The organism is Polynucleobacter antarcticus, assembly GCF_013307245.1.
GTDB classification, from domain to species: Bacteria; Pseudomonadota; Gammaproteobacteria; order Burkholderiales; family Burkholderiaceae; genus Polynucleobacter; species Polynucleobacter antarcticus.
Map to the genome: position 1 here is coordinate 1,109,140 of NZ_CP028941.1, position 25,870 is coordinate 1,135,009.

Here is a 25,870-nt window from a genome sequence, read left to right on the forward strand (position 1 = left end):
GATGATTCCTTAAAAAAATTCATGTCCCATGGCTTCGAGTAAACGTCTTGCTGCAACTGATGGCGCCATGGTGCCCTGATTTACTTCAGCAATGAAGCCAGGTAAAAGTGTTTGTACCGCTGGATTATTCCGAAATGCATTCTTAAGTCCTGCATCTACCCTGTCCCACATCCATGCCCCAGCTTGCTGTTGACGACGTGATTGCAACTTGCCATTCGTAGTTTGAAGTTGCTTAAATTGCTGAATTTTTTCCCACAGCTCCTTAACGCCGTTGCCCTGTAGGGCACTCATTGTCATCACTAAGGGATGCCATAATTTTTGATCGTTGGAGGCATGGTCTGGATTACCCTGAAAACCCAATAAACGTAATGAGCTCGTAATAAACAATTGCGCCCGCATCGCAGCATCGGCATCAATATCCACTTTATTAATCACGATAAGATCAGCGATCTCCATCACCCCTTTTTTGATCGCTTGAAGATCATCACCCGCATTCGGTAGCTGCATCAGTAAGAACATATCTGTCATTCCTGCTACAGCAATTTCACTTTGCCCGACACCCACCGTCTCGACAATGACTACGTCAAAACCTGCGGCCTCTGCAACCAACATCGCTTCACGGGTTTTTTCAGCTACACCACCTAAGGTTCCGGAGGATGGACTTGGGCGTATGAATGCGCCATCTAATACTGATAATCTTTCCATGCGGGTCTTATCACCCAAAATAGATCCGCCAGAGATGCTTGATGATGGATCAATCGCTAATACAGCCACGCGATGACCTTGCTCTATGAGATACAGTCCTAGAGTTTCAATTAAAGTAGATTTGCCAACACCAGGCACTCCTGAGATCCCCAATCGAAAGGATTTACCAGTTTTAGGTAATAAGGCATTGAGTACCTCATCTGCACGATGGCGATGATCTAAACGAGTGGACTCTAATAAGGTAATGATTTTTGCCAAAGCACGACGCTGTGCAGAACAAGGCAACCCAGTGAGATCATCCAACAAGATCTGGTCAACTGAATGGAGCATGCTCATTATTTAGAACTAATTTTTTAGTTTAGTTTTACAGATTGGCGAATCTGCTCAAGCACATCTTTTGCAGAAGCTGGTATCGGGGTTCCTGGGCCATAAATGCCCTTCACACCGGCCTCATAAAGAAATTCATAATCTTGTCTTGGGATAACACCACCAACGAAGACAATGATGTCGTCAGCCCCTTGCTTTCTGAGCTCTGCAATGATGGCAGGCACTAAAGTCTTATGTCCTGCAGCAAGAGTGGACACTCCTAATGCATGAACATCGTTCTCAATCGCTTGGCGAGCACACTCTTCCGGTGTCTGAAATAAAGGGCCAATATCCACATCAAAACCTAAATCTGCAAATGCTGTAGCCACCACTTTTGCACCGCGATCATGCCCATCTTGGCCTAACTTTGCAATCATGACGCGTGGACGGCGCCCAAAGTCTTTAGCGAAATCGGCGATTTCGACTTTCAATTTGTCCCAGCCTTCTGCTGAGTCGTAAGCAGCTGCATACACACCAGTCACCTTTTGAGTATCGGCGCGATGGCGCCCGTAGATTTTTTCTAATGCGTCAGATACTTCACCTACAGTCGCTCGCAAACGTATAGCCTGAACGGATAATTCCAATAAATTACCAGAGCCCTCTTCTGCTGCTTTAGTAAGAGCCTCTAAGGCCGCCTCAACTTTTTTACTATCGCGTTTTGCTTTGATCTCTTTCAGACGAGCTACTTGACTTTCACGAACCTTATCGTTGTCGATCATAAATACATCAACGAGATCTTCTTTAGCGAGCTTATATTTATTTACGCCAACGATGACATCCGAACCAGAATCAATTTTTGCTTGCTTCTCAGCAGCGGCAGCCTCGATCTTTAACTTGGCCCAACCACTTTCAACTGCCTTGGTCATACCGCCCATCGCATCGACTTCTTGAATGATTTCCCAGGCTTTGTCAGCCATTTCTTGGGTGAGGTTTTCCATCATGTACGAACCCGCCCATGGATCGATCACACTTGTAATATGGGTCTCTTCCTGCAAAATAAGTTGGGTGTTACGTGCAATGCGACTTGATGTCGCAGAAGGTAAAGCAATCGCCTCATCAAATGAGTTGGTATGTAACGATTGGGTACCGCCAAATACGGCGGCCATCGCTTCTACTGTGGTGCGTACTACATTGTTATAAGGATCTTGTTCGGTCAATGACCAGCCCGATGTTTGGCAATGCGTGCGTAACATCAATGATTTAGGGTTTTTAGGCTCAAAGGATTTCATAATGCGCCACCAAAGCAGTCGTGCCGCTCTGAGTTTGGCCACCTCAAGATAAAAGTTCATGCCAATTGCAAAGAAGAAAGAAAGACGTCCAGCAAATTGATCGACATCAAGACCCTTAGTCAGTGCTGTATTGACGTACTCTTTGCCATCGGCCAAAGTGAATGCCAACTCAAGCACTTGATTAGCGCCTGCCTCTTGCATGTGATAACCCGAAATAGAAATCGAATTAAATTTCGGCATATGCTTCGCGGTGTATTCAATGATGTCACCGATGATCCGAATCGAAGGCTCTGGTGGGTAAATATAGGTATTACGCACCATGAATTCTTTCAGAATGTCATTCTGAATCGTGCCGGATAACAACTCTTGCTTTACGCCTTGCTCTTCACCGGCCACGATATAACCAGCTAATACTGGTAATACAGCGCCGTTCATCGTCATCGACACAGACACCTTATCCAATGGAATGCCATCAAATAAAATTTTCATATCCTCAACAGAATCAATAGCTACCCCAGCCTTACCTACATCACCAGTTACCCGAGGATGATCTGAGTCATAGCCACGATGGGTGGCTAGATCAAATGCAACAGACACACCCTGACCTCCAGCGTCTAGTGCTTTGCGATAAAAGGCATTCGATTCTTCAGCAGTTGAAAACCCAGCGTATTGACGGATAGTCCAGGGTCGTACTGAGTACATCGTTGCTTGGGGGCCGCGCACAAAGGGTTCAAATCCCGGCAATGAATTGGTGTACTGAAGACCCTCTAAATCTTGGGAGGTATACAAAGCTTTTAGATGAATGCCATCTGGCGTATTCCAACCAAGAGCTTCTACACTTCCATTCGGCGCTGATTTTTGGGCGGATTTTTTCCAATCGTCTAAGTCACTATTAGGCACTTCTGGCCAAACTGTTGAAACTGCCTTCTTTTCACCGTTACTCATAAAGCACTCCTATTTGGCTTTATTGCATTGTTTATTTAATGCTCCTATTGTGCTTGACTTTTAGGCTTTTGTCTACATAATGTATACATAATTATGAATACATAGATATGGTAAAGTAACTAGCAATGAACAACAAACTCATGAATAGACCTCTCTATGAGGATGTAGCAGAAAGACTGCGTGAGCAGATCTTTGCCCATGAATTAAGCCCTGGAAGTTGGCTAGATGAACAGAGCCTGGCACTACAGTTCGGAATCAGTCGGACGCCCATGCGCGAAGCCATAAAAGTATTAGCCTCTGAAGGTCTGGTGACCACAAAAATGAACCGTGGCGCCTATGTAACAGAGGTGCAAAGGAAAGATTTAGAGCAGATCTTCACTGTCTTGTCACTCTTAGAAGGACAAGCAGCCAAAGAAACCGCACTGAAGGCCACTGAGGATCAGCTGACTGCATTAGATAATTTGCATCAACGCCTAGAAAAGGCTGCTGCAGATCGCGATATTGAGCAATTCTTTGAAATTAATGTGAAATTTCATGATTTGATCCAAGAGATTGCTGATAATCCCTGGATGAATGGGGTCATTATAGATTTGCGCAAAGTACTCAAACTACAAAGACGAGATTCGCTCTTACGTTCAGGGCGTCTATTAAGCTCGCTGACCGAGCATCGCGCCATTTTGGAGGCCATTCTTAAGCGTGATCCAGAGGCAGCAGAGGCTGCGATGGGCAAACATATGGCTCGTGGCCTTGAGGCTGCACAATAAATCTATATAAAATATAGATTTAGGGAAGAAACCTAAGCCTTAGATTCACTACAAAAAAGTGAACTTTCTACCTTTTAACTACAAAATTTCCAGGTAAAGAAGCGATATAAGCAGCAAGGTCGCGCATATCGGCATCTGAATAAGGTTGCACTTGTGAGGACATAATGGCGTTGTTTCGCCCGAACTGCGCATTGCTATTGCCTACCTTGTAGGCCAATAAAGCATAGTAGGTGTAATCAGCGTACTGACCGGCCAACTTGGGATACACCGGCATGATCGGGGCATTCAACCCAACACCATGACATGCTGCACAGTTGCCTTTTTCAGCAAGGGCGCGGCCCTTATCGATGCTGTTGGCTTGGGCCAAGCCAATACTGGACAATAAAACAGAGGTAAGTAGCGCGGCTTTCATCATCATGATTCTGATCACTTCAGTGGATTTTTAGGTGAGCTGGCAGTTTGCGCAGCGTAGTATTCGCCAATATCGACCATGTCTTGGTCAGATAAACTGCCAGCGATAGCACGCATTGTAGGATGCTTTCTTTCGCCCTTTTTGTAGGCAGCCAAGGAACTGGCAATGTAGGCCCCGCTTTGGCCTCCAATCATCGGAACCTTATATACGATGGGGTAATCAGCCCGATAGTCAGGAATAGCGTGGCAACCAACACAAAGCCATACCTTAGCTTGTCCAGCTTGAGCAGAGCCTTGCAAATCTGCAGCTTGAACTGAAAGGCTCGCCAAGGCAATTATGACGCCGGCTATATGCTGAGAAAGAATGGAGTGCTTTTTCATAGAAATCATTATTAATGAGTTTAATTTTGAACAATTGGGTCAGATTATAGCGGACGCCAGTGCCGCAAACTGCATTTTGGGCTATCCCAAGGCTAAAAAGTGTGTCATTGCCGGTCCTCTTGCCTATGCCATCGAGCCAGGAACTTTTAAAGGCCTACCATCTCAAATTAAGGACTTATGAATAGGATTTCCTTATCATTTAGCTTTATTCATCTATATAAAATCTATGACAAACCTTATCAGCAATCGCCTAAAAACTCTTGGAATTGATTTACCTCCTCCAGGACCTCCTGCAGCTGCTTATGTGATGGCTGCAACTACCGGCAACACTGTTTTTCTTTCTGGCCACATTGCTAAGAGAGACGGAAAACCTTGGGTGGGCAAGCTTGGCTTGGATATGGATACTGAATCAGGCAAAGCTGCCGCTAGGTTGATTGCAATGGATTTGCTATCAACGCTTCAACATCATCTCGGTTCGCTAGATAAAGTGAAGCGTATTGTGAAAGTCATGGGTCTCGTGAACTCCACATCCGAATATACAGAACAACACTTGGTCATCAACGGCTGCTCAGAACTACTCTTTGAAGTTTTTGGTGAGGCAGGTAAACATGCTCGTAGCGCATTTGGTGTGGCTCAAATTCCGCTTGGGGCTTGTGTCGAAATTGAGTTAATTGCCGAGATTTAACTACGAGTGAGTTGATGCATTTGGATGTCTTCAGGTGTATCAACATCCAATATAAAAGCTTGCTTATGCGTTTGCATTTGCCCAACCTGCGCTGGATGAGCATCCATATACGGGCGACAAGTCATCCCTGGAATAGCCAAGATTGCATTAATCGCCTTCCTAGAAAATAAGACAGGGTTTCCTCTGCGAGTACCTACCATCGGCAACAGCATTTCCTGATCGGTACTTCGAACAGAAAAGGCGTCCAATAAATCTTGGATTTCCGCAGCCTCAATTTCAGGTTGATCAGATAAGGCAACTAGCAAAACATCGTACTCACTTTGCAGCGACTCTAGACCCAAGCGCACCGATGCGGCCTGGCCTCTTGCCGGCTCAAGATTGCGACATACCTTCATGACGCTACTCATCTTTGGAGGCATGAGGACAGCCAACTCATCTAACGTAGACTCAATTACCTCGGCATGAAATCCCGTGACAACAATCAACTCTAGTGGAGAAAAGTCTTCAATAGACTCCATAAAGCGCTGCAACAGTGTTAGACCTCTTTTTTTTAGCAACGCTTTTGGATAGGAGCCTAAGCGACTGCCCTCGCCTGCAGCAAGCAATAAGACTGCTAGGCGGCATGGGGACGTGTGACTTAGCTTGGGTTTTGTCATTAGCATGATAATAAAAGAATAGCTCAAACAAATAGACAATAAATGAATAGCACTGATTTAAGCGTATTGAAAGCTGCAGTTGACTGGCTTAATAACGGCCACTCCGTGGCGATTGCCACAGTGGTCCAAACTTGGGGCTCAGCACCAAGACCGGTAGGGTCTTGGCTGGCTATCAGGGGCGATGGTCAAGTTATGGGATCCGTTTCAGGCGGATGCGTTGAGGATGACCTCATTCGTCGAGTGCAAAGCGATATTCTTACTAGAAGCACACCAGAAATGGTGGTTTACGGGGTTAGTCAACAAGAGGCTGCCCGCTTTGGTCTGCCCTGCGGCGGTACATTAAGACTGCTTGTGGAACCCAAACCAGAAGTTCAAGTACTAGAAGCCATTTTGCATTCTGTGAGTCACCATCAGATCACCTCACGCACTGTTCAGTTAAGTAACGGAAAATCCGAACTAGAACCAGGTAGTCGAACGGATAGCTTTCTTTGTAACGAGGTCTTCATGAAAACCAGTTATGGTCCTCGCTGGCGTATGGTCATTATTGGCGCTGGGCAGCTATCACTTTACACGGCTGATTTTGCTCTCGCGTCTGATTTTGAAGTCATCGTAATTGATCCTCGTGAAGAATACGCTGAAGGAATCGATCGCGACCAGGTTCAATTTATTAAAGGTATGCCAGACGATGTGTTGCTGGAAATTGGAGTGGACTCCCATACCGCGGTCGTAGCACTTACTCATGATCCCAAGCTGGATGATATGGCTTTGATGGAAGCCCTTAAATCACCTGCTTTTTATGTAGGCGCCTTAGGCAGTCGAGTCAATACTCAAAAACGTAAATCCCGCCTACTGGACTTTGATGTGACGCAAGAACAAGTGAATCAACTCCATGGCCCTGTTGGCTTGCACATTGGCGCACTCACTCCACCAGAAATGGCGATTTCTATTTTGGCAGAGGTTATTGCCGTCAAATATGGTGTTTCTATTCCGAAGAAAAACTAGTTCGCTTTAAGTTTGCCATCTTTTAAGCGGGGCTCTACGAAGTGACCTTTACGTGCGCGGTTACCTGCAAAAGATTTCAAGGTTTTTGCATCCAGATTTAATTCCGTCGGCTTACCGGCACGACCAGCACCAGAATACGTAGCCCCATCCGGTCCTACCGCAATCGCTGAAGCCAGTTTTTCTTTATCGTCTAGCCCCATCAAAATAACGCCCTTGCCACCCGTTGGTAAGCGTTTTAATTCAGTCAATGGGAACACCAAGAGCTTAGAACTTTCGGAAAGGCAGGCCACCTGCTTCATACCAGGAGTTACTTTAGACGCACCTAGTGGTGCATCGCCTCCAATAAACTTACTATCGATACCAACAAACGATTTGCCTGCTTTATTGCGGGTAGTCATATCTGCCACATTAGCCAGGAAACCATTTCCGGATCGAGTAGAAATCAATACCAAATCATCTGCTTGGCCAGCATAGTAGGCAACCATTTGGGATCCTGCTGCGAGATTCACAAAGCTCGTTAATGGTGAGCCATCGCCCCGAGCTCCTGGTAATTCGCTCACAGGCACGGTATAGACACGGCCATCACTTCCAAAGCCTTGCATCACATCAACGGTACGGCACTCAAAAGTTTCATAGAGGCCATCGCCAGCCTTAAAGCTAAATTGGCTAGCGTCGTGTTCATGGCCCTGACGTACCCGTACCCAACCCTTTTGGGAAACAATCACAGTTACAGGCTCATCAAGCACTTTAGCCTCAGCAACAGCACGCTTATCTTCTAAAATTAAAGTCCGGCGCTCATCACCGAATTCTTTCATGTCAGATTCAATTTCTTTGATGATGCATTTACGTAATACGGAATCGTTCTGTAGCAAACCCTCAAGATCATCGCGCTCTGACTTCAACTCTTTCAGTTCTTGTTCAATCTTGATGCCTTCAAGGCGGGCTAATTGACGCAAACGAATATCCAGAATATCTTCTGCTTGACGGTCGCTGAGCTTAAATTCTTTGATTAAGTCGGCCTTAGGCTCATCGCTATTACGAATGATCTTGATGACCTTATCAATATTAAGAAGAACGGTTAAGCGCCCTTCTAATATATGCATCCGGTCTTTGACTTTACCTAAGCGGTATTGTGTCCGGCGAGTGACTGTGCCTACTCTAAAAGAAATCCACTCTGTAATGATTTCTTTTAAGCCCTTTTGACGCGGGCGACCATCTGTGCCAATCATCACTAAGTTCATTGGCGCATTGCACTCTAAGGAAGTATGTGCAAGCAATAGATTCACAAACTCATTCACATCAATATTTTTACTCTTTGGCTCAAAGACCAAACGAACTGCGGCATCCTTGCTGGATTCATCGCGCACGCCGTCAAGCACATTCAAAATAGTGGCCTTCAAATTACTCTGCTCAGGCGTGAGCGTTTTCTTGCCCACTTTGACTTTGGGATTCGTGATCTCTTCAATTTCTTGCAGTACACGCTGTGATGAAGTAGACGGAGGTAGTTCATTGACAATGATTTGCCATTGACCTCTTGCCAGCTCTTCAACCGACCAACGAGCACGAACCTTTAAGCTACCTCGGCCTGCTTCATAGATCTGGGTAATTTCTGCTGCAGAGGAAATAATTTGACCACCACCAGGGTAATCGGGACCAGGGATGATCTCTAGAAGTTCTGCCGTACTCATCTTCGGGGACTTCATTAAAGCAATAGCTGCACTGGCTACTTCACGAAGATTATGTGAAGGAATCTCAGTAGCCATTCCCACCGCAATACCTGAAGCTCCATTTAGAAGAACAAAAGGTAAACGCGCTGGCAATAACTTAGGTTCCTGAAAGGAGCCATCATAATTTGGAGCGAAATCAACGGTCCCTTGATCAATTTCACTTAATAGCAAGCCCGCAATCTTCGTTAAGCGTGCCTCGGTATAACGCATTGCCGCCGCACCATCACCATCACGTGAACCGAAATTGCCTTGGCCGTCAATTAAGGGGTAGCGCAATGAAAAGCTCTGTGCCAGTCGTACTAAAGCATCGTAAGCAGACTGATCACCATGAGGATGAAACTTGCCTAAGACATCCCCTACTACTCGCGCACTCTTCACAGGTTTTGCATCAGCACGCAAACCCATCTCGCTCATAGAGAACAAGATACGGCGTTGAACAGGCTTTTGGCCATCCGACACATCTGGCAAGGCACGGCCCTTTACTACGCTAATCGCATAATCTAAGTAGGCGCGCTCTGCATACACCGCTAAAGTTAGACTATCTTTATCATCTTCGTTAAGCTCAATTACTTTAGGGTCATGCGGATCTTTAGGACCGCCAGTGGTGGTAACTTCGATAGAGTCCTTTTCTATTGCTTCGGGAGCATTCGAAAATAAATCTGCTTGCTCGGTAGAGCCAGTGTTACCCGGAGTTTTTTTAATTGCCATTAAATGTCCGCCTCCACTTCGTTACCGCGCTCTTCTAACCAATCACGCCGCGCCCCAGACTCGGATTTACCCATCAACATATCCATAGTTTTGATTGTTTCATCCTCGGTCCACGTGCCTAATGTCACGGGTAATAAACGACGGGTATCCGGATTGAGCGTGGTATCCCATAATTGTTCTGCACTCATCTCACCAAGCCCCTTAAAGCGGGAAATTTGCCAAGCGGATTCTTTAACACCGTCTTTACGTAACTTATCTTCAATCGCTTGTAATTCATTCACATCTAAAGCATAGATTTTTTGAGCGGGCTTTTTACCACGTGCTGGAGCATCGACTCTAAACAACGGTGGTCTAGAAATATAAATATGTCCCAAATCGATTAACTTGGGGAAATGCTTGTAAAACAAAGTAAGAAGGAGCACTTGAATATGCGCCCCATCGACGTCCGCGTCAGACAAAATACAGACCTTGCCATAACGCAAATTAGACAAATCAGGAGTGTCATTGGCGCCATGAGGATCAACACCAATCGCTACTGCAATGTCGTGTACTTCATTATTTGCAAAGAGGCGATCACGCTCGGCTTCCCACGTATTTAGTACCTTACCTCGCAAAGGCAAAATCGCTTGATATTCTTTATTGCGACCCATCTTCGCAGATCCGCCTGCTGAATCGCCCTCTACGAGGAAGATTTCATTTAGGCCGATATCTTGACTTTCACAATCGGTGAGCTTGCCTGGTAAGACAGCTACACCAGAAGATTTTTTCTTTTCTACTTTTTGGCCAGCACGAGTTCTTGCTTGAGCTTGTTTAATGACAAGATCTGCTAGCTTGCGGCCGTAATCAACGTGCTCATTGAGCCAGAGCTCTAAAGCAGATTTAGCGTAACCAGAAACTAAACGCACCGCATCTCTAGAGTTGAGACGCTCTTTAATTTGTCCCTGAAACTGTGGGTCTAGAACTTTGGCAGACAAAATAAAGGATGCCCGAGCAAACACATCTTCAGGCATCAACTTCACGCCCTTGGGTTGCAAAGCGTGCATCTCGATAAATCCCTTGACTGCATTAAAAAGACCTTCACGTAGCCCACTTTCATGAGTACCGCCTGCTGGCGTCGGAATGAGGTTGACGTAACTTTCACGAACAGGAGCGCCATCTTCCGTCCAGCTTACGACCCATGCCGCACCTTCGCCTTCAGCAAATGAATCATCATCACCATTACCAGTAGCGTACTGCTCACCCTCAAATGGAGGAATCACTTGTGCGCCATGGCCTGCTTGCACCATCGCCTCATTCAGATAACCCAATAAGCCTTGAGCGTATTGCCAAGTTTGACTATCACCCGATTTTTCTTGAATCAGGGTGACTTTTACACCTGGTAATAACACTGCCTTGGATCGCAATAAGCGAATCAGCTCTGGCATAGGAATAGTCGGACTATCAAAATACTTCCCATCGGGCCAGGCACGCACGCGGGTACCGCGAGTCTTATCTTCTTTGGTAGCGCGGACCGATTTAAGCTTTTCAATCACTTTGCCATCAGCAAAGGTCAAAGTAGAAACTTGATCATCACGCCAAACAGTGACTTCAAGGCGCTTAGATAAAGCATTGGTAACCGAAACGCCCACACCATGCAATCCGCCGGAGAAGGCGTACGCACCACCGGTGCCTTTTTCAAACTTACCGCCGGCATGTAATTGGGTAAAAACAATTTCTACTACGGGCAATTTCTCTGTGGGGTGCATTCCAACCGGAATTCCGCGCCCATCATCTTCCACACTGACACTGCCGTCAGTGTGCAAAGTCACAATCATTTGCTTACCAAAACCCCCTAGGGCCTCGTCAGAGGCGTTGTCTAGTACCTCTTGAATGATATGAAGGGGGTTATCGGTACGGGTGTACATTCCCGGCCGTTGCCGAACGGGTTCCAATCCCTTAAGGACCTGAATCGATGATTCGCTGTATTCGGAAGTTTTACGAGTAGCCATGCGCGCAAATTGTAGTCATGTCTGAATCAAAACCCGAATTTTCAGTCTTTTCCGGTTAATAACCCTTCGTTCATGCCAAAATTGAGGGATGGGTGCTTTAAGTCATATTCGTGTTTTAGATCTCAGTCGTGTTCTGGCGGGCCCATGGTGCGCCCAAAATCTGGCTGATTTAGGCGCCGATGTGATTAAAGTGGAACGACCTGGCGCCGGAGACGATACCCGCCACTGGGGGCCTCCCTTTGCAAAAGACCCAAAAGGCAATGACACAGCAGAATCGGCCTATTTCATCTGCATTAATCGCAATAAACGCTCGATCACGGTGGATATCAGTAAACCTGAGGGTCAAGAGATCATTCGCCAGCTAGCAAAAGAGTCGGATGTGGTGATTGAGAACTACAAAGTGGGTGATTTAGCCAAGTACGGGCTTGATTACCAAAGTCTTAAAGAGCTCAAAAGCGATCTGATTTACTGCTCTATTACGGGTTTTGGCCAAAATGGTCCCTACGCACATCGTCCAGGCTATGATTTCATCATCCAAGGAATGGGTGGTTTTATGAGCGTTACCGGAGAATCCGATGATTTTCCGGGCGCCAGCCCTCAAAAGGCCGGGGTTGCCATTGCTGATATTTTTACCGGTATGTATGCCAGTACGGCTATTTTGGCGGCTGTAGTACACCGCGATCGCACGGGTCAAGGCCAATATATTGATATGGCCCTCCTCGATACCCAAATCGCAGTAATGGCCAACGTCTCAAGCGCCTATTTATGCTCCGATCAGGTCCCGCGCCGTTGGGGTAATGCTTCCCCCATTATTGTTCCCTACCAAACCTTCCCCACCTCAGATGGGTGGATGATTGTAGGAGTAGGTAATGATGGGCAATTCAAGCATTTTGTCACTGCTGGAGGGGAAGCACATCTTGCTAGCAACCCCCTCTACCTGACCAATCCTTTGCGAGTAGAACAAAGAAAGGCCTTGGTGCCTATTTTGGAAGCCATGACCCGTCAGAAAACCAAAGCCGAATGGATTGATCTGCTAGAAGCTGCCAAAGTACCTTGTGGCCCGATCAATAATTTCCAAGAAGTCTTTGATAATGAACAGGTTAAGGCACGGGGCGTTCAAATCAATGTACCTCATCCCACTGCCGGCAACATGAAGCTGGTTGCTAGCCCCATGCACCTCTCAGAAACGCCGGTAGAGGTTCGGCTTGCACCCCCAACGCTGGGCCAACATACGGATGAAATTTTGCGAGAACGCTTAAATCTGGATAGCGCTGCCATCAATACCTTGCATACCAAAGGCATCGTTTAATACGATGTCCATAGCGCAGAACAATCACACTCTATCGCTAAAGCAAGTACTCATATTTGGCGGGCTGATGGTCACCTTATCCATGGGTATTCGTCATGGATTTGGCCTCTTCAATCTTCCCATTACCTTTGCCAACGGCTGGGGACGTGAAACATTTGCACTAACGATTGCACTGCAAAACCTGATCTGGGGAATCTTTCAGCCTATCACGGGTGCCTTAGCTGATCGCTATGGGGCATTAAAAATTATGGTGGCCGGTGGCGTACTTTATGCACTCGGTTTAGCCGGCATGGCAATCTCAACAGATGCCTTAAACTTTTCAATTGCTGGCGGCTTACTCATCGGTCTTGCACAAACGGCAACTACCTATAGCGTGATCTATGGAATTCTTGGTCGCAATGTAATTGCAGAAAAACGAGTTTGGGCTATGGGAATTGCTGCAGCAGCTGGATCATTTGGGCAATTTCTCATGATTCCGGTTGAGCAAGGTTTATTAAGTCACTTCGGTGCGAATGATGCATTACTGATGCTAGCCATCATGGCAAGCTTAATGATCCCGATTGCATTTATGTTGCGTGAACCTAATAATGGTCAACATCATCAAGGTAGTAATCAAACGATCAAAGAAGCGCTAACGGAAGCGACTCGAAACCCGAGCTTTCGTTTTCTCACACTCGGTTATTTTGTGTGTGGATTCCAAGTAGTTTTTATTGCTGTACATCTAGCGCCCTACCTCAAAGATCTTTCTACTACATACCCAGCAGTAGGTGCGCCTGTTGTGGCAACTACTGCACTGGCTTTGATTGGGCTCTTTAATATTTTTGGAACCTATAGTGCTGGCATCCTAGGCCAACGCTACCCTAAGCGCTACCTGCTATCAGGCATCTATTTGGCTAGATCTATTGCCATTATTGCTTTCATATGGCTACCCTTAAGCCCAACAACTACCTACCTCTTCGCCTCTATCATGGGCTTTCTTTGGCTATCAACTATTCCACTTACCAACGCCATTGTGGCGCAGATTTTTGGGGTGAAATATCTATCGATGTTGTCCGGATTAGTTTTTTTCTCGCACCAGCTAGGCAGTTTTTGCGGCGCCTATTTAGGTGGCTATCTATTTGATCTCACTGGTTCTTACACCATTATGTGGAATATTGCGATTGGTTTAGGTGTCTTTGCTTTTCTGGTGAACCTACCTGTAAAAGAGCGTGCACTGCATCGCACCATAGCCGCTTAGGAACTCTATATGCAGAAACAGAATGTCATGCTTAAAGTTATCCTCTACCCTCTGGCGCTTTTTATTTTGGCTTTGGTTTTTACTGCCTACTTTGCTCCTGACACGATGGTGGCATTAACCAATCAAGTATGGGCTTTATGTGGATGGTAATCATTCAACAAGCCATGGATAATGCGTTTCAGATTAGTAGCGTTAAATTATTTTCTCGCCGTAGCACAATGGATAGTGCACATGCCTCCTAAGCGTGGGATACAGGTTCGATTCCTGTCGGCGGGACCAGAATGGAATAAAACTTATCCACAGCTTATGTGGATAAATCCTGAAAAGTTTTCGTAAGTCGTAGATTTGTATAGAGTGACCTTAGTTGCCTAAATAATAAGCAGGGTATTCTGATAAAAATTCCAGTAAAAAATGATTGACATTGCAAGTTTGTTATCAACTCTTTCTAGAAATTTTCACCATTTTCTGACGATCCCTTAAACTTCCTAGATGCACACACTTTCTGTTAGTACCCTAGCTGCTTTAGAGGAGCTTCTCCAAAATACTGCTAGACCAGCACCGCCAGACCTCATGCCCATATATTTTGCAAACGGGATTGAAGCAGCTCAGGTTATTGGCCACATCAATCCTGAATACGTCCTCTTTTTACAAGCATCCTTAAGTAAAAAATCTATTGCGCTTCTTGAAATTGCGCATGAGCGCTTGACTATTCAAAAAGGATCGCCTGCTGCTATTTCTGACAGCCTGCGTCAGTTAGCTGAGGAACTACGCCAAGGTGGGTTTATTCCAGGATGGCGCAATGAGGACTTTGCTTGGATCGATCAAAATGGACATGCATGCTTTCGTTTAGAACGTGCTGCGTTCAGGACTTTGGGACTGCAAAGCCGAGCAACCCACATTAACGGATTCACCAAAACGGGCAATATCTGGCTTGGGCGCCGTAGCGATACCAAAAAGACCGATCCTGGACGCCTAGATAACATCGCCGCCGGTGGCATTGAGGCCGATGAGACCCCTTGGGTCAATGCACGCAGGGAATTATGGGAAGAAGCCGGTGTTCCCAGTCAAATTTCTGAGCAAATATCCCCTGCAGGGCGAATTCATATGCGCCGCCCCACCCCTCAAGGCGGCTTTCATGACGAACAGCTCTTTATTTATGATTTGGAGCTAGCTGAGAACTTCATTCCCACTAATCACGATGGTGAAGTGAGTGGATTTATTGAAATCAGCCATTCAGAGGCTGCAGCACGTATTTTGGCCGATGAATTCACGAGTGATGCCGCCTTTGTAACGGCGGACTTTATTTTAAGAAGCTCAAATTACCGCTAAATTGACTTATTTAGTTAACGCTGCCTCTCCTGTAAAAGTGGGATTCGTGGTTAAATAAAGCTTAAGGATGAAACAGGGGTGCCCACTGGTTTTTTTGCTAGAGGCGCTGAGAAAGACCCTATAACCCGATCCAGGTAATGCTGGCGTGGGGAGTTTTCCATCAGACCGTCACCCGGTTTCGTCCATCTAATCACAATCAGGAGATGGGCATGAGCGATACCAATAAAAAAGCAAAGCATGAGATTCCAAGTTTAAAAAGTTTGGAGCGTGATTTTGGGCAAAAGTTTGCCTATCCCGCATCCACTAAAACCTATTTAGAGGGGTCTCGCCCGGATATCAAAGCGCCCATTCGCATGATTGAGCAACTCTCTACTCGAGTTGGTGAGGAAATGGTTCCTAATCCACCAGTTCCGGTCTATGACACCTCAGGCCCTTACAGTGATCCAGAGATTGTGATCAATCTTGAAAAAGGTTTACCTTTACTCCGTAAAAACTGGATTGATGAGCGCAATGACACTGAACAGTTAGCAGGCCCATCTTCCGAATACGGCGTAGCCCGTGCCCTCGATAAAGAAACAGCCCACTTACGCTTTGCCCATATCGGTGCGCCCCGCGTTGCTAAATCTGGGAGCAATGTGAGTCAGATGTACTATGCCCGCAAAGGCATCATCACTCCAGAAATGGAATACGTCGCTCTACGTGAATCTATGGGTCTGGATCAGTTAAGAAAAAACCCTGAATATAAGCAATTACTAAAGCAGCATCCTGGCAAGAGTTATGGCGCTAATTTGCCAGAGCTCGTCACTGGTGAATTTGTTCGCTCTGAAATCGCTGCAGGTCGCGCGATTATTCCAGCCAATATTAACCACCCAGAACTCGAGCCAATGATTATTGGTCGCAACTTCCGTGTCAAGATTAACGGCAACCTGGGAAATTCTGCTGTAACTTCATCGATCAATGAAGAAGTTGAAAAAATGGTCTGGTCCATTCGTTGGGGTGCAGACACCATCATGGATCTGTCTACCGGTAAACATATTCATGAAACCCGTGAGTGGATTATTCGTAACTCACCTGTACCGATTGGTACCGTTCCTATCTATCAAGCTTTAGATAAGACCGGCGGCGTTGCTGAAGATCTGACTTGGGAAATGTTCCGCGATACCTTGGTTGAGCAAGCAGAGCAAGGCGTTGATTACTTCACGATTCATGCTGGGGTACTGTTGCGCTATGTACCTCTGACCGCCGATCGAATTACAGGCATTGTTTCTCGTGGTGGCTCCATCATGGCGAAATGGTGCTTAGCCCACCATAAAGAGAACTTCCTCTATACCAAGTTTGATGAAATTTGCGAACTCATGAAAGCCTATGACGTGTCATTTAGTCTAGGTGATGGCTTACGTCCAGGCTGTATTGCAGACTCTAATGACGCTGCTCAGTTCGGCGAGTTGCATACCCTAGGTGAACTCACTGCTAAAGCTTGGAAACATGATGTGCAAGTCATGATTGAAGGCCCTGGCCATGTCCCGATGCAGCGCATTGAAGAGAACATGACAGAAGAGTTAAAGCATTGTCTTGAGGCGCCGTTCTATACCCTCGGACCATTGATCACTGATATTGCACCTGGCTATGATCACATCACCAGTGGTATTGGTGCAGCACAAATTGGCTGGTACGGTACAGCCATGCTTTGCTATGTCACTCCCAAAGAGCATTTAGGTTTGCCAGATAAAGAAGATGTTCGTACTGGCATCATCACTTATAAGATTGCTGCTCACGGTGCTGATCTTGCTAAAGGCTTACCAGGTGCTCAATTACGAGATAACGCTTTATCTAAAGCGCGTTTTGAGTTCCGCTGGGAAGATCAGTTCAATCTAGGCTTAGACCCTGAGCGCGCTCGTGAATATCATGACGCTACCTTACCGGCTGAAGGAGCCAAGGTTGCACACTTTTGCTCTATGTGCGGTCCGAAGTTCTGCTCTATGAAGATCACACAAGAAGTACGAGATTACGCAGCAACCTTAGATGCAGATGGCAATCCTAAGGTTGCTAAAGTGATTCCGATTGTGGCGGACACTGTACAAGCAACGGAAGCTGAAAAAGGTATGGAAGAAATGTCTGCTGAGTTTCGTAAGCGCGGTAGTGAGATTTACCAGTAAGCCTTTAGAAAAACGGTAGATCATGAGCAGTACTTTCGCTAACAGCAAATACGCCATCGTTGGTGCCGGCCTCATAGGTCGGCTACTAGCGGTTGCGCTTGCTAAACGCGGAGCCCAAGTAACCCTATTTGAAAAAGGGGGGCCTGAGGCTTTAGACTCAGCTGCTCGTGTTGCTGCTGCCATGCTGGCCCCGCTCGCAGAATCTGCTATTACCGAAGATAACGTAGTAAGAATGGGTATTCATAGCTTGCCGCGTTGGCAACAGATTATTAATGAGCTAGCTAAGCCGGTATTTTTTCAGCAAGATGGCACGCTCATTTTGTGGCATCGGCAAGATGCTAGCGATGCAGAGCGATTCGTTACACACCTTGAACGCAATAGTCGCAATAACCGATTGCTAGTAGCACCGCAAAAACTTGATAGCCATGCTCTTCAAAATATTGAGCCAAGTGTTGCAGAACGATTTTCGCAAGGACTCTTTTTACCGAATGAAGGGCAACTCGATAATCGTCAATTACTAGAAGCCTTGCTCGTTGAGCTTACTCTCATGAAAGTCGACTGTCGTTGGCATCAAGCGATTGAGCCTGAGAAACTTCGTCAAGACCATAAAGAATATGACTGGGTACTGGACTGTCGGGGCTTGGGAGCAAAAGCGAATTGGCAGTCCCTCAAAGATGCAAGGGATTTACGAGGAGTGCGTGGCGAAGTGATTCGCTTACATGCACCTGAAGTGAAGTTACGTCGCCCTACGCGCTTGATTCATCCGCGCTATCCCATTTACATTGCTCCAAAAGAAGATGATGTCTATGTGGTGGGTGCTACGGAGATTGAATCTGAAGATATGTCACCGATGAGTGTTCGCTCTGCGATGGAACTACTCAGTGCCGTCTATACCGTCCATAGTGGTTTTGCTGAGGCGCGTATTCTGGAAATGGCAACGCAATGTCGCCCTACGCTCAAAGACAACTTACCTGAAATCACGATTAATAAAAAATCTGATAGCCCTCACCTCATGATGATCAACGGCTTATATCGCCATGGTTATATGATTTCTCCTGCCATTATGGATTGCGCATTAGAAATCTTGAGTACTGGCAACAGTAACACTGCGCTTGAGCTAGGGCTATCGATACATTCAGGCGCTGCTCCAAAAGAAACACAAGGCAAAGATGCCAAGGTAGTCTCATGCGTGTAATCGTGAATCAAATTGAACAACAGGTTGCTGAAAAGAGTTCGATTAGTGATGTGCTTTCACTGATCGAAGCAAAGATACCCTATGCTGTTGCAGTGAATCTGCAATTTGTTCCAAAGACGATGCATGCTCATCATCTTCTAAATGAGGGTGACCAGCTTGAGGTCATCGCTCCCGTCACCGGCGGTTAATGCCGGCAAATATTTATTTATATGACTGCTCCACTTCCTAATACCTTACGCCGCACCGATACGCTTGAGCTTTATGGCGAAAGCTTTGCCAGTAGATTATTGCTTGGGACATCACGCTACCCCTCTCCTCAGGTTTTAGAGAATGCGGTGCAGATTGCCAATCCTGGGATGATTACGGTGAGCTTGCGTAGACAAGGGACCTCTACAGCTGAGGCCCATTCTGGATTTTGGGATCTGCTTAAAAAGATGGCTGTTCCGGTCTTACCGAATACTGCTGGCTGTCACAGCCCACAGGAAGTGATTACTACTGCCCAAATGGCGCGCGAAGTTTTTGAGACAGACTGGATTAAATTAGAACTGATTGGGGATGATTACACCTTACAACCAGATACCCTGAGACTTGTTGCCACTGCAGAAACCTTAATTAAAGATGGCTTTAAGGTCCTGCCATACTGCACAGAAGATCTGATTTTATGTCAACGCTTGGTGGATGTCGGATGCCAAGCAGTAATGCCATGGGCAGCACCCATTGGTACTGGACAAGGACCACTCAATCCCTATGCTATGCAATTACTACGTGACCGCCTTAAAGTACCCCTATTAGTAGATGCTGGACTAGGCTTACCTTCCCATGCCTGCACTGTGATGGAGTGGGGCTTTGATGGTGTCCTACTCAATACTGCAGTGGCGTTGGCAGATGATCCAGTAGCAATGGCTAAAGCCTTTGCTATGTCGGTAGAAGCAGGTCGCACCGCCTATCTCTCAGGAGCCATGCAAGCACAATCTTCTGCGCAGGCCAGCACGCCACTAGTAGGCACTCCGTTTTGGCATCAAAGTTAAGTTCAATGAGTTTAGTTCGGGATCTTGCTGATCAAATTATTGCTGCTCATAGCAAAGATGATCTGTGTTTACCTATACCCAGCTATAGCATCATCTCTCCTCCGCCAAAAATTGATAACGAGCATGCCAGTGATCACTATGAACTAGCCGCAACGATTGCAGCTATTCAGATGGGCTTTATTGAAAGAGATGCCAAGGTTTTAGGTAAGGCATGGTCTCGTATGGCTCATCAGGATGGTGGATTCAATCCCTCACATTGGCCTTCGCGGCCAGAGCATTTTGATCTACTGCCATGGACTCGTAGCATGAACCCCGAAGCTTTTTTGGAGTGTCCAAAGCACTTAGGTCTCTACGCGATCATGCCTGATGCCGACTGGGTAAAACGAATGGTCGAGGCTGAACTTCCTACAGTGCAATTACGCTTTAAACCAACAGATCCCAAAAATTACGGTGAGATTAAAAAACAGATCGCTCAATCAGTCGAGGCAGCTGCAGGTAGCAACACCTTGCTCTTTATTAATGATTTTTGGCAAGAGGCCATTGAAGCGGGTGCTTATGGTGTCCATCTAGGTCAAGAAGATATGGAATTAGCAGACTTAGAGGCTATTCGGGCAGCCGGTCTGCGCTTGGGCTTAAGTACCCATGGCTATGCAGAAATGGTTTATGCGGATCGTTTTTGTCCAAGCTATATTGCTATGGGGGCTGTATTTCCGACACAACTAAAACAAATGGAAACTGCACCACAAGGTTTAGGTCGTTTATATAAATATACACAACTCATGGATCACTACCCCTTAGTCGCTATCGGCGGTATTGATGAGAGCAGTATTCATGCGGTGGCACAAAGTGGTGTAGGTTCCGTAGCTGTAGTCAGAGCCATTAGCGGATCAAGTGATCCAAAGGCTGCAGTCAAAAGACTTCAAGAGTTAATGAAAACCTAAATCAGAGAGCAGATTTAATACTTACCCTCTTCTGCTGGCAATGCGCTTGGATAGAAATCATGCATATGCCATAAGGGTCCTGGGCCCTCACCAATACTTAAGAATCGACCCGCTTCTAAGCCCGCCTCTACATACGAAATCGCCTTGGCAACTGAATGCCCCAAATCATGACCTCCAGCTAAATACGTAGCAATAGCAGATGATAAAGAGCAGCCCGTGCCATGGGTGTTCATAGTATTGACTCGATAATGCTTAAACTCTTTTGACTGAATTACTTCTAGGCCATCTTCAATCGTGCGCCACATTAAAAAATCGGTCAGCTGAGTATGGCTTGAATCTAGATGCCCTCCTTTTATCAATACTGCTTGAGGGCCCATATCTAAGAGTTCGTGTGCTGCTTGATTAAAGTCTGCCACGCTCACAATCTCGCGCCCTAAAAGTAAGGAGGTTTCCTCTAAATTAGGAGTAATGATGCTGGCCATCGGAAACAAATCCGCCATCATTGCCTGTGCGGTGTCGTCACCACCCAAGCTTGCCCCAGAGGTTGCCCTTAAGACGGGGTCTAAGACAATTCTTTTGGCACCATGCCGCTTTAAAGCAGAAGCTACCGTGCGAACAATCTCGGGACTAGCCAACATCCCGATTTTGACAATATCGACACCAATATCTAAAAATACGGCATCTATTTGAGCTTCAACTACATCAAGATCTACGTCCTGAATACGGCTGACCCCCAAGGTATTTTGAGCAGTAATAGCAGTAATCACGGACATCCCATAGCCGCCAAGGGCCGTAATCACCTTGAGGTCTGCCTGTAAACCTGCACCACCACCACTATCTGAACCAGCGATAGTCAAGACTCTAGGGATCTGTATAGAAGATGGGGAAGATGATTTCATCTTGCTATAATATCGGCTTATTCCTCGATAGCTCAGTTGGTAGAGCGCCGGACTGTTAATCCGTAGGTCCCTGGTTCGAGCCCAGGTCGAGGAGCCAAATTAGCGAAGGGTTTAAAGGCAGATGTGCTTTTAAACCCTTTTTAATTTAGCCTTCAATCCGCACAGGCAGGCTTCGAAGGTAGCCCAAGACACCCTGTAGTTGAGCTTACATTCACTATTTATAAAATATAGAACTTTGACAGCCCTCCTTATAAGGGTCATTCCCCATTGTATTTTTATGCTTAAGTCATGAATATATAAAAAATAATAATAGCTAAATATTGTTCATCTACTGGGGATCAAAAATGAGTCAAAGTAACTCGCTTAGTATTGCTGCACGAGTAATGCAATTGCTTGTAATGGTATTCACAATGCTTATTGGAAGCATGTCGATTGCGATAGCTCAATCAGACTATCCAAATAAACCGATTCGTTTGGTAGTGCCATTTCCACCTGGCGGCGCAACTGATAATATCGCCCGTCCTCTCCAAATTGAACTGCTTACAACCCTCAAATGGAACGTATTAATTGACAATAAGCCAGGAGCTGGCGGCAATATTGGCGCAGAAATTGTTTCTAAAGCACCGGCTGATGGCTACACCTGGCTGATGGCTTCTGTTGGCACTCATGGTATCAACCTTCCCCTTTATACCCAGGGTGGCGGCAAACTTCCGTTTGACCCAATTAAGGACTTTACGCCGATTTCCTTAGTCGCAGAACTGCCCAATGTTTTGGTTTTAAACCCTGAGTTTGCTGCTAAAAATAAAATTAATTCTGTGAATGACTTAATCGCTTATGCCAGAGCAAACCCAGGCAAGGTGAATATGGCATCAAGCGGTAATGGCACATCTATTCATATGGCAGGAGAACTTTTTAAGTCAATGACTAAAACCTATATGGTGCACTTACCTTATAGAGGCAGTCCACCTGCCGTCACAGACCTCATAGCCGGTAATGTCGACATCATGTTTGATAACCTGCCATCTTCCATTAACTTTATTCGCACAGGCCGACTCAAAGCTTTAGCGGTTACGAGTGCTAAGCGCTCACCTGCATTTCCAGATTTACCAACTATTGCTGAAGCAGCCAATTTACCAGGGTATGAAGCAACGTCTTGGTTTGGAGTAGTTGGTCCTGCCAATATGCCGGCAGACGTTCTGAACAAAGACAGTGTTGCCTTAATGGCGGCTATTAACAGCTCTTCTGTGAAGGAAAAGTATTTAGCGATGGGCGCGCAGCCAGTTGGAAATACACCAGCACAATTTGCGACCTTCATTAAAAATGAAATCACCAAATGGACTAAGGTAGTAAAGGACTCTGGCGCAAAGGTTGATTAATCAACAGTCATTGCAAAAGAGGGAGCTAGTAAATCTGTACTGCTCCCTTTTTTACATTGCTAAAATCAAGAATTGGGTGATTTTCTAGTAAGTACTTCACTTGCCGAGCTGAGAAAGTAACTTGCTTGGGGAGATCACTTCAGGATCTTGCACCAATTCAATCAGTGCACCCTTTTGACTCGCTAATGCAGCAGAAAAAGCAGCAGCAAAATCTGCTGTCTTGGTCACTCGAAAGCCTGGCATACCAAAGCTATCCGCAAACTTTATAAAGTCTGGATTAGTTAACTCCGTTGCAATTACGCGAGACTTAAATTCACGCTCTTGATGCATGCGAATCGTTCCCAGCATACTATTGTTAACCAACAAGATGATGGGATACGCCCCATAACGGGCTGCTGTCGCTAACTCCTGGCAGTTCATCATAAAGTCACCATCCCCACAAACAGCAATCACCACCTTATCGGGGCTCACGATTTTTGCAGCAATCGCAGCAGGCAGGCCGTAACCCATTGAACCATTAGCTGGTGCAAGCTGGGTCTTAAAATCACCGTAAGGATAGAAGCGATGGACCCAGGTGGCAAAGTTTCCAGCACCATTAGTCACAATGGCATTACGTGGAATCAGATCTTTTAATGAGCCCATAATCTGGGCCAATTGCAACTCCCCTAGAACCGAAACTGGCGTGGAAAAATTCAGATACTCTGCGTGCGCCATTGCCATAGCTTGGCGATCATATGACGTAGCCATCTTGATTGAAGATAAAGCGCTGCAAAAGTGATCTGGACTACAGTTAATAGCAAAGTCAGGTCGGTAAACGCGACCTAATTCTTCTGGGCCAGAAAGGACATGAATGAGTTTAGCCGTCAGTGTTGGCGGCGTCAGAATGGTGTAGCCCGCCGTTGTCATTTCACTTAGGCGCTCTCCAATAACTAATAGAACATCAGCCGCTTGAATGCGTTTAATCAAGGCAGGATTTGCACCAATGCCGAGATCACCAGCAAAACAAAGGTCAAGGTTATCGATGACATCTTGGGAGCGAAAGCTAGTTGCAATCGGTAAGCCTTCTCGGTTTGCCCATGCCTTTAAGTCAGCGCAGGCTGATTGATTCCAGTTACCACCGCCAGCGATGATCATCGGATGCTTAGCAGCTGAAAAAGCATTCATCGCTTCTGAAAATAAGGTGAGATCTAAACCAGGCTGAACAATATGTGCTGCCTGAACTGGATACTCTTGCCCCATCATGTACAACACATCTTCGGGCAAGGCGAGTACAACGGGTCCTTTACGTCCAGCCTGCGCCACATGAAATGCATGGGAAACGAATTCTTCAATACGATCTACCCGATCAATACTGCCCACCCATTTTGCGCACTCGGAATACATTCGGCGGTAGTCAATCTCCTGAAAAGCTTCACGCTCGACCATATCCGTACCTACCTGACCGACTAAGAGCACCATGGGCGTCGAGTCTTGATAGGCGGTATGCATGCCAATCATGGCGTTAGAGGCGCCAGGTCCACGAGTTACCATGACTATGCCCGGCTTGCCAGTTAACTTGGCGTAGGCTTCAGCCATATACGCAGCACCGCCTTCATGACGACAGGTAATAAACTGAAACTGCGGATGATCAACTAGACCATTTAATAGCGGCAAAAAGCTTTCGCCCGGTACACCAAAACTAATTTGAGCACCCTGCCTAACCAGCGCATTGGCCAAAATTTGGCCACCATTGAGCAATTCATTTGTAGTCCCCATGCTCTTATCTACTTTCTTATTAGTCATTAAATACAAGGCTAGAGTATTGAAAATTATTACATTTTTATAAGCCAACAGGATAATTCGTATTTTTACTCAATTACAGACTCTAATGGCTCCTTATCAGAACCCCTCTAGCAATAAAATAGCCCCTAGTTCACCTATACTGGCAAGCTATAAATATCTAACAAAAGAATGACATGAGACTATTTAGCTTTGAAAATACCCATGGCCAAAGTGGCATTGGCGCACTCATTAAAAACAATGCTTCTCAATTTGTAGATTTATGCAGCACCGATTCAAAAATACCTAATAACTTGCTCAGCATCATCCAGTCTTCAGATCTCATGAATAGAGCTTCTGCTGCACTATCTAAACTCGACTCAATAAAGGGTCACTTAGAAGATATCTCTTATAAACCTCCTATCGAGAAACCTGGGAAAATTGTGTGTATGGGCTTAAATTATGCAGACCATGCAAAAGAAGGTGGAAATGCTAGACCAGAATATCCGAGCTTCTTTATGCGGGTGCCTAGCTCACTCACTGCCCATGCCAGCCCCATTATTCGCCCCAAGGTTTCCGATAAACTAGATTACGAAGCAGAATTAGCATTTGTAGTGGGAAAGCGTATACGCCACGCCACACTTGATAATGCCCTGCAATGCGTTGCTGGTTACAGCATTTTTAATGATGGCAGCATTAGAGACTATCAGCGCAAAACAACGCAATGGACTATTGGTAAGAATTTTGATCAGACTGGTGCATTTGGCCCCTACCTAGTGACCCCAGATGAGTTACCCCCTGGATGCCATGGCTTGAATATCCAATCGCGCTTAAATGGTCACATCATGCAAAACGCGAATACCAAAGACTTTCTATGGGGGGTTGCAGAAACGATAGTATTGATTTCTGAATGCATGACTTTAGAGCCTGGCGATCTCGTCATCACTGGAACCCCTGCTGGTGTAGGCTATGCAAGAACACCTCCTGTATTTATGAAGCCAGGTGATATTTGTGAAATTGAAATCGAATCGATTGGCACACTCAGGAACTCAATAGCGGATGAATAAGCTCTGTA

23 protein-coding genes, 2 tRNA genes and 1 riboswitch are annotated in these 25,870 nt (G+C 46.0%); of the genes, 16 read left to right on the plus strand and 9 right to left on the minus strand.

Translation table 11 applies throughout. The features are described 5' to 3' along the window. Positions 1-9: 9 nt before the first annotated feature. Complete coding sequence (gene meaB, locus DCO16_RS05800; RefSeq protein ID WP_173942778.1) at positions 10-1,035, minus strand: methylmalonyl Co-A mutase-associated GTPase MeaB; 1,026 nt, start codon at positions 1,033-1,035, stop codon at positions 10-12. Between the two features lie 23 nt (positions 1,036-1,058). Continuing rightward, positions 1,059-3,245 carry a methylmalonyl-CoA mutase gene (scpA, locus tag DCO16_RS05805; protein WP_173942779.1) on the minus strand — a complete coding sequence of 729 codons (2,187 nt, stop codon included), beginning with the start codon at positions 3,243-3,245 and terminating at the stop codon, positions 1,059-1,061. Positions 3,246-3,370: 125 nt separating this feature from the next. Between scpA and DCO16_RS05810 the strand changes: the two genes are divergently transcribed. Beyond that, the gene (locus tag DCO16_RS05810; protein WP_173942780.1) at positions 3,371-4,009 is read left to right on the plus strand and encodes a GntR family transcriptional regulator; all 639 of its coding nucleotides are present in this window, start codon (positions 3,371-3,373) and stop codon (positions 4,007-4,009) included. A gap of 67 nt (positions 4,010-4,076) precedes the next feature. Here DCO16_RS05810 and DCO16_RS05815 read toward each other — a convergent pair whose 3' ends face one another. Both DCO16_RS05815 and DCO16_RS05820 read right to left on the minus strand, forming a co-directional pair. Next, complete coding sequence (locus DCO16_RS05815) at positions 4,077-4,427, minus strand: c-type cytochrome (RefSeq protein ID WP_415836164.1); 351 nt, start codon at positions 4,425-4,427, stop codon at positions 4,077-4,079. An 8-nt stretch (positions 4,428-4,435) separates the two neighbouring features. Continuing rightward, positions 4,436-4,810 (minus strand): c-type cytochrome, encoded by a 375-nt coding sequence (locus DCO16_RS05820; protein WP_437342853.1) that lies wholly within the window; start codon positions 4,808-4,810, stop codon positions 4,436-4,438. Between the two features lie 217 nt (positions 4,811-5,027). On the opposite strand from DCO16_RS05820, the gene DCO16_RS05825 reads away from it, so the two are divergent. Next, a complete protein-coding gene (locus DCO16_RS05825) occupies positions 5,028-5,486 on the plus strand; it encodes a RidA family protein (protein ID WP_173942782.1) in 459 nt (152 codons plus the stop codon). Here the strand turns inward: DCO16_RS05825 and DCO16_RS05830 are convergent. Then, positions 5,483-6,142: a nucleotidyltransferase family protein gene (locus DCO16_RS05830; protein ID WP_173942783.1), complete on the minus strand. Its 660-nt coding sequence runs from the start codon at positions 6,140-6,142 to the stop codon at positions 5,483-5,485. The genes DCO16_RS05825 and DCO16_RS05830 overlap by 4 nt on opposite strands. 42 nt (positions 6,143-6,184) lie before the next feature. Here DCO16_RS05830 and DCO16_RS05835 point away from each other — a divergent pair, with 42 nt between their 5' ends. Further along, positions 6,185-7,144: an XdhC family protein gene (locus DCO16_RS05835; RefSeq protein ID WP_173942784.1), complete on the plus strand. Its 960-nt coding sequence runs from the start codon at positions 6,185-6,187 to the stop codon at positions 7,142-7,144. Here DCO16_RS05835 and parC read toward each other — a convergent pair. Together parC and DCO16_RS05845 are read right to left on the minus strand one after the other, a co-directional pair. Beyond that, a complete protein-coding gene (gene parC, locus DCO16_RS05840; RefSeq protein ID WP_254597995.1) occupies positions 7,141-9,579 on the minus strand; it encodes a DNA topoisomerase IV subunit A in 2,439 nt (812 codons plus the stop codon). The genes DCO16_RS05835 and parC overlap by 4 nt on opposite strands. Further along, positions 9,579-11,567: a DNA topoisomerase IV subunit B gene (locus DCO16_RS05845; protein ID WP_173942785.1), complete on the minus strand. Its 1,989-nt coding sequence runs from the start codon at positions 11,565-11,567 to the stop codon at positions 9,579-9,581. The genes parC and DCO16_RS05845 overlap by 1 nt, the downstream gene beginning before the upstream one ends. 88 nt (positions 11,568-11,655) lie before the next feature. On the opposite strand from DCO16_RS05845, the gene DCO16_RS05850 reads away from it, so the two are divergent. From DCO16_RS05850 to DCO16_RS05895, 10 genes are all read left to right on the plus strand, one after another. Next, a complete protein-coding gene (locus tag DCO16_RS05850) occupies positions 11,656-12,876 on the plus strand; it encodes a CaiB/BaiF CoA transferase family protein (protein WP_173942786.1) in 1,221 nt (406 codons plus the stop codon). Positions 12,877-12,880: 4 nt separating this feature from the next. Continuing rightward, complete coding sequence (locus DCO16_RS05855; RefSeq protein ID WP_173942787.1) at positions 12,881-14,113, plus strand: MFS transporter; 1,233 nt, start codon at positions 12,881-12,883, stop codon at positions 14,111-14,113. A 9-nt stretch (positions 14,114-14,122) separates the two neighbouring features. Further along, complete coding sequence (locus DCO16_RS05860; protein WP_173942788.1) at positions 14,123-14,263, plus strand: hypothetical protein; 141 nt, start codon at positions 14,123-14,125, stop codon at positions 14,261-14,263. Positions 14,264-14,317: 54 nt separating this feature from the next. Next, a tRNA-Arg gene (locus DCO16_RS05865) sits at positions 14,318-14,392 on the plus strand. 210 nt (positions 14,393-14,602) lie between these two features. Next, the gene (locus DCO16_RS05870) at positions 14,603-15,442 is read left to right on the plus strand and encodes an NUDIX hydrolase (protein ID WP_173942789.1); all 840 of its coding nucleotides are present in this window, start codon (positions 14,603-14,605) and stop codon (positions 15,440-15,442) included. Between the two features lie 64 nt (positions 15,443-15,506). After that, positions 15,507-15,611: riboswitch (TPP riboswitch) on the plus strand. A 40-nt stretch (positions 15,612-15,651) separates the two neighbouring features. Further along, on the plus strand, positions 15,652-17,598 hold the full coding sequence (gene thiC, locus DCO16_RS05875) for a phosphomethylpyrimidine synthase ThiC (RefSeq protein ID WP_254597996.1): 1,947 nt from the start codon (positions 15,652-15,654) through the stop codon (positions 17,596-17,598). Positions 17,599-17,620: 22 nt separating this feature from the next. Beyond that, positions 17,621-18,793 carry an FAD-dependent oxidoreductase gene (locus tag DCO16_RS05880; protein WP_173942790.1) on the plus strand — a complete coding sequence of 391 codons (1,173 nt, stop codon included), beginning with the start codon at positions 17,621-17,623 and terminating at the stop codon, positions 18,791-18,793. After that, the gene (thiS, locus tag DCO16_RS05885; RefSeq protein WP_173942791.1) at positions 18,784-18,981 is read left to right on the plus strand and encodes a sulfur carrier protein ThiS; all 198 of its coding nucleotides are present in this window, start codon (positions 18,784-18,786) and stop codon (positions 18,979-18,981) included. The genes DCO16_RS05880 and thiS overlap by 10 nt, the downstream gene beginning before the upstream one ends. Before the next feature lie 21 nt (positions 18,982-19,002). Then, positions 19,003-19,821 carry a thiazole synthase gene (locus tag DCO16_RS05890; protein WP_173942792.1) on the plus strand — a complete coding sequence of 273 codons (819 nt, stop codon included), beginning with the start codon at positions 19,003-19,005 and terminating at the stop codon, positions 19,819-19,821. Continuing rightward, positions 19,806-20,762: a thiamine phosphate synthase gene (locus tag DCO16_RS05895; RefSeq protein WP_254597997.1), complete on the plus strand. Its 957-nt coding sequence runs from the start codon at positions 19,806-19,808 to the stop codon at positions 20,760-20,762. The genes DCO16_RS05890 and DCO16_RS05895 overlap by 16 nt, the downstream gene beginning before the upstream one ends. A 14-nt stretch (positions 20,763-20,776) precedes the next feature. Here DCO16_RS05895 and thiD read toward each other — a convergent pair whose 3' ends face one another. Continuing rightward, positions 20,777-21,661: a bifunctional hydroxymethylpyrimidine kinase/phosphomethylpyrimidine kinase gene (gene thiD / locus DCO16_RS05900; RefSeq protein ID WP_173942793.1), complete on the minus strand. Its 885-nt coding sequence runs from the start codon at positions 21,659-21,661 to the stop codon at positions 20,777-20,779. Positions 21,662-21,682: 21 nt separating this feature from the next. Here thiD and DCO16_RS05905 point away from each other — a divergent pair. Both DCO16_RS05905 and DCO16_RS05910 read left to right on the plus strand, forming a co-directional pair. Then, positions 21,683-21,758, plus strand: a tRNA-Asn gene (locus DCO16_RS05905). Positions 21,759-22,059: 301 nt separating this feature from the next. Beyond that, positions 22,060-23,037 carry a tripartite tricarboxylate transporter substrate binding protein gene (locus DCO16_RS05910; protein WP_254598122.1) on the plus strand — a complete coding sequence of 326 codons (978 nt, stop codon included), beginning with the start codon at positions 22,060-22,062 and terminating at the stop codon, positions 23,035-23,037. Positions 23,038-23,133: 96 nt separating this feature from the next. Here DCO16_RS05910 and DCO16_RS05915 read toward each other — a convergent pair whose 3' ends face one another. Next, entirely contained in the window at positions 23,134-24,792 is a 1,659-nt protein-coding gene (locus tag DCO16_RS05915) for a thiamine pyrophosphate-dependent enzyme (protein ID WP_173942794.1), read from the minus strand. Positions 24,793-24,992: 200 nt separating this feature from the next. Here DCO16_RS05915 and DCO16_RS05920 point away from each other — a divergent pair, with 200 nt between their 5' ends. Next, positions 24,993-25,862: a fumarylacetoacetate hydrolase family protein gene (locus DCO16_RS05920; protein ID WP_173942795.1), complete on the plus strand. Its 870-nt coding sequence runs from the start codon at positions 24,993-24,995 to the stop codon at positions 25,860-25,862. The last annotated feature ends 8 nt before the right edge of the window (positions 25,863-25,870 follow it).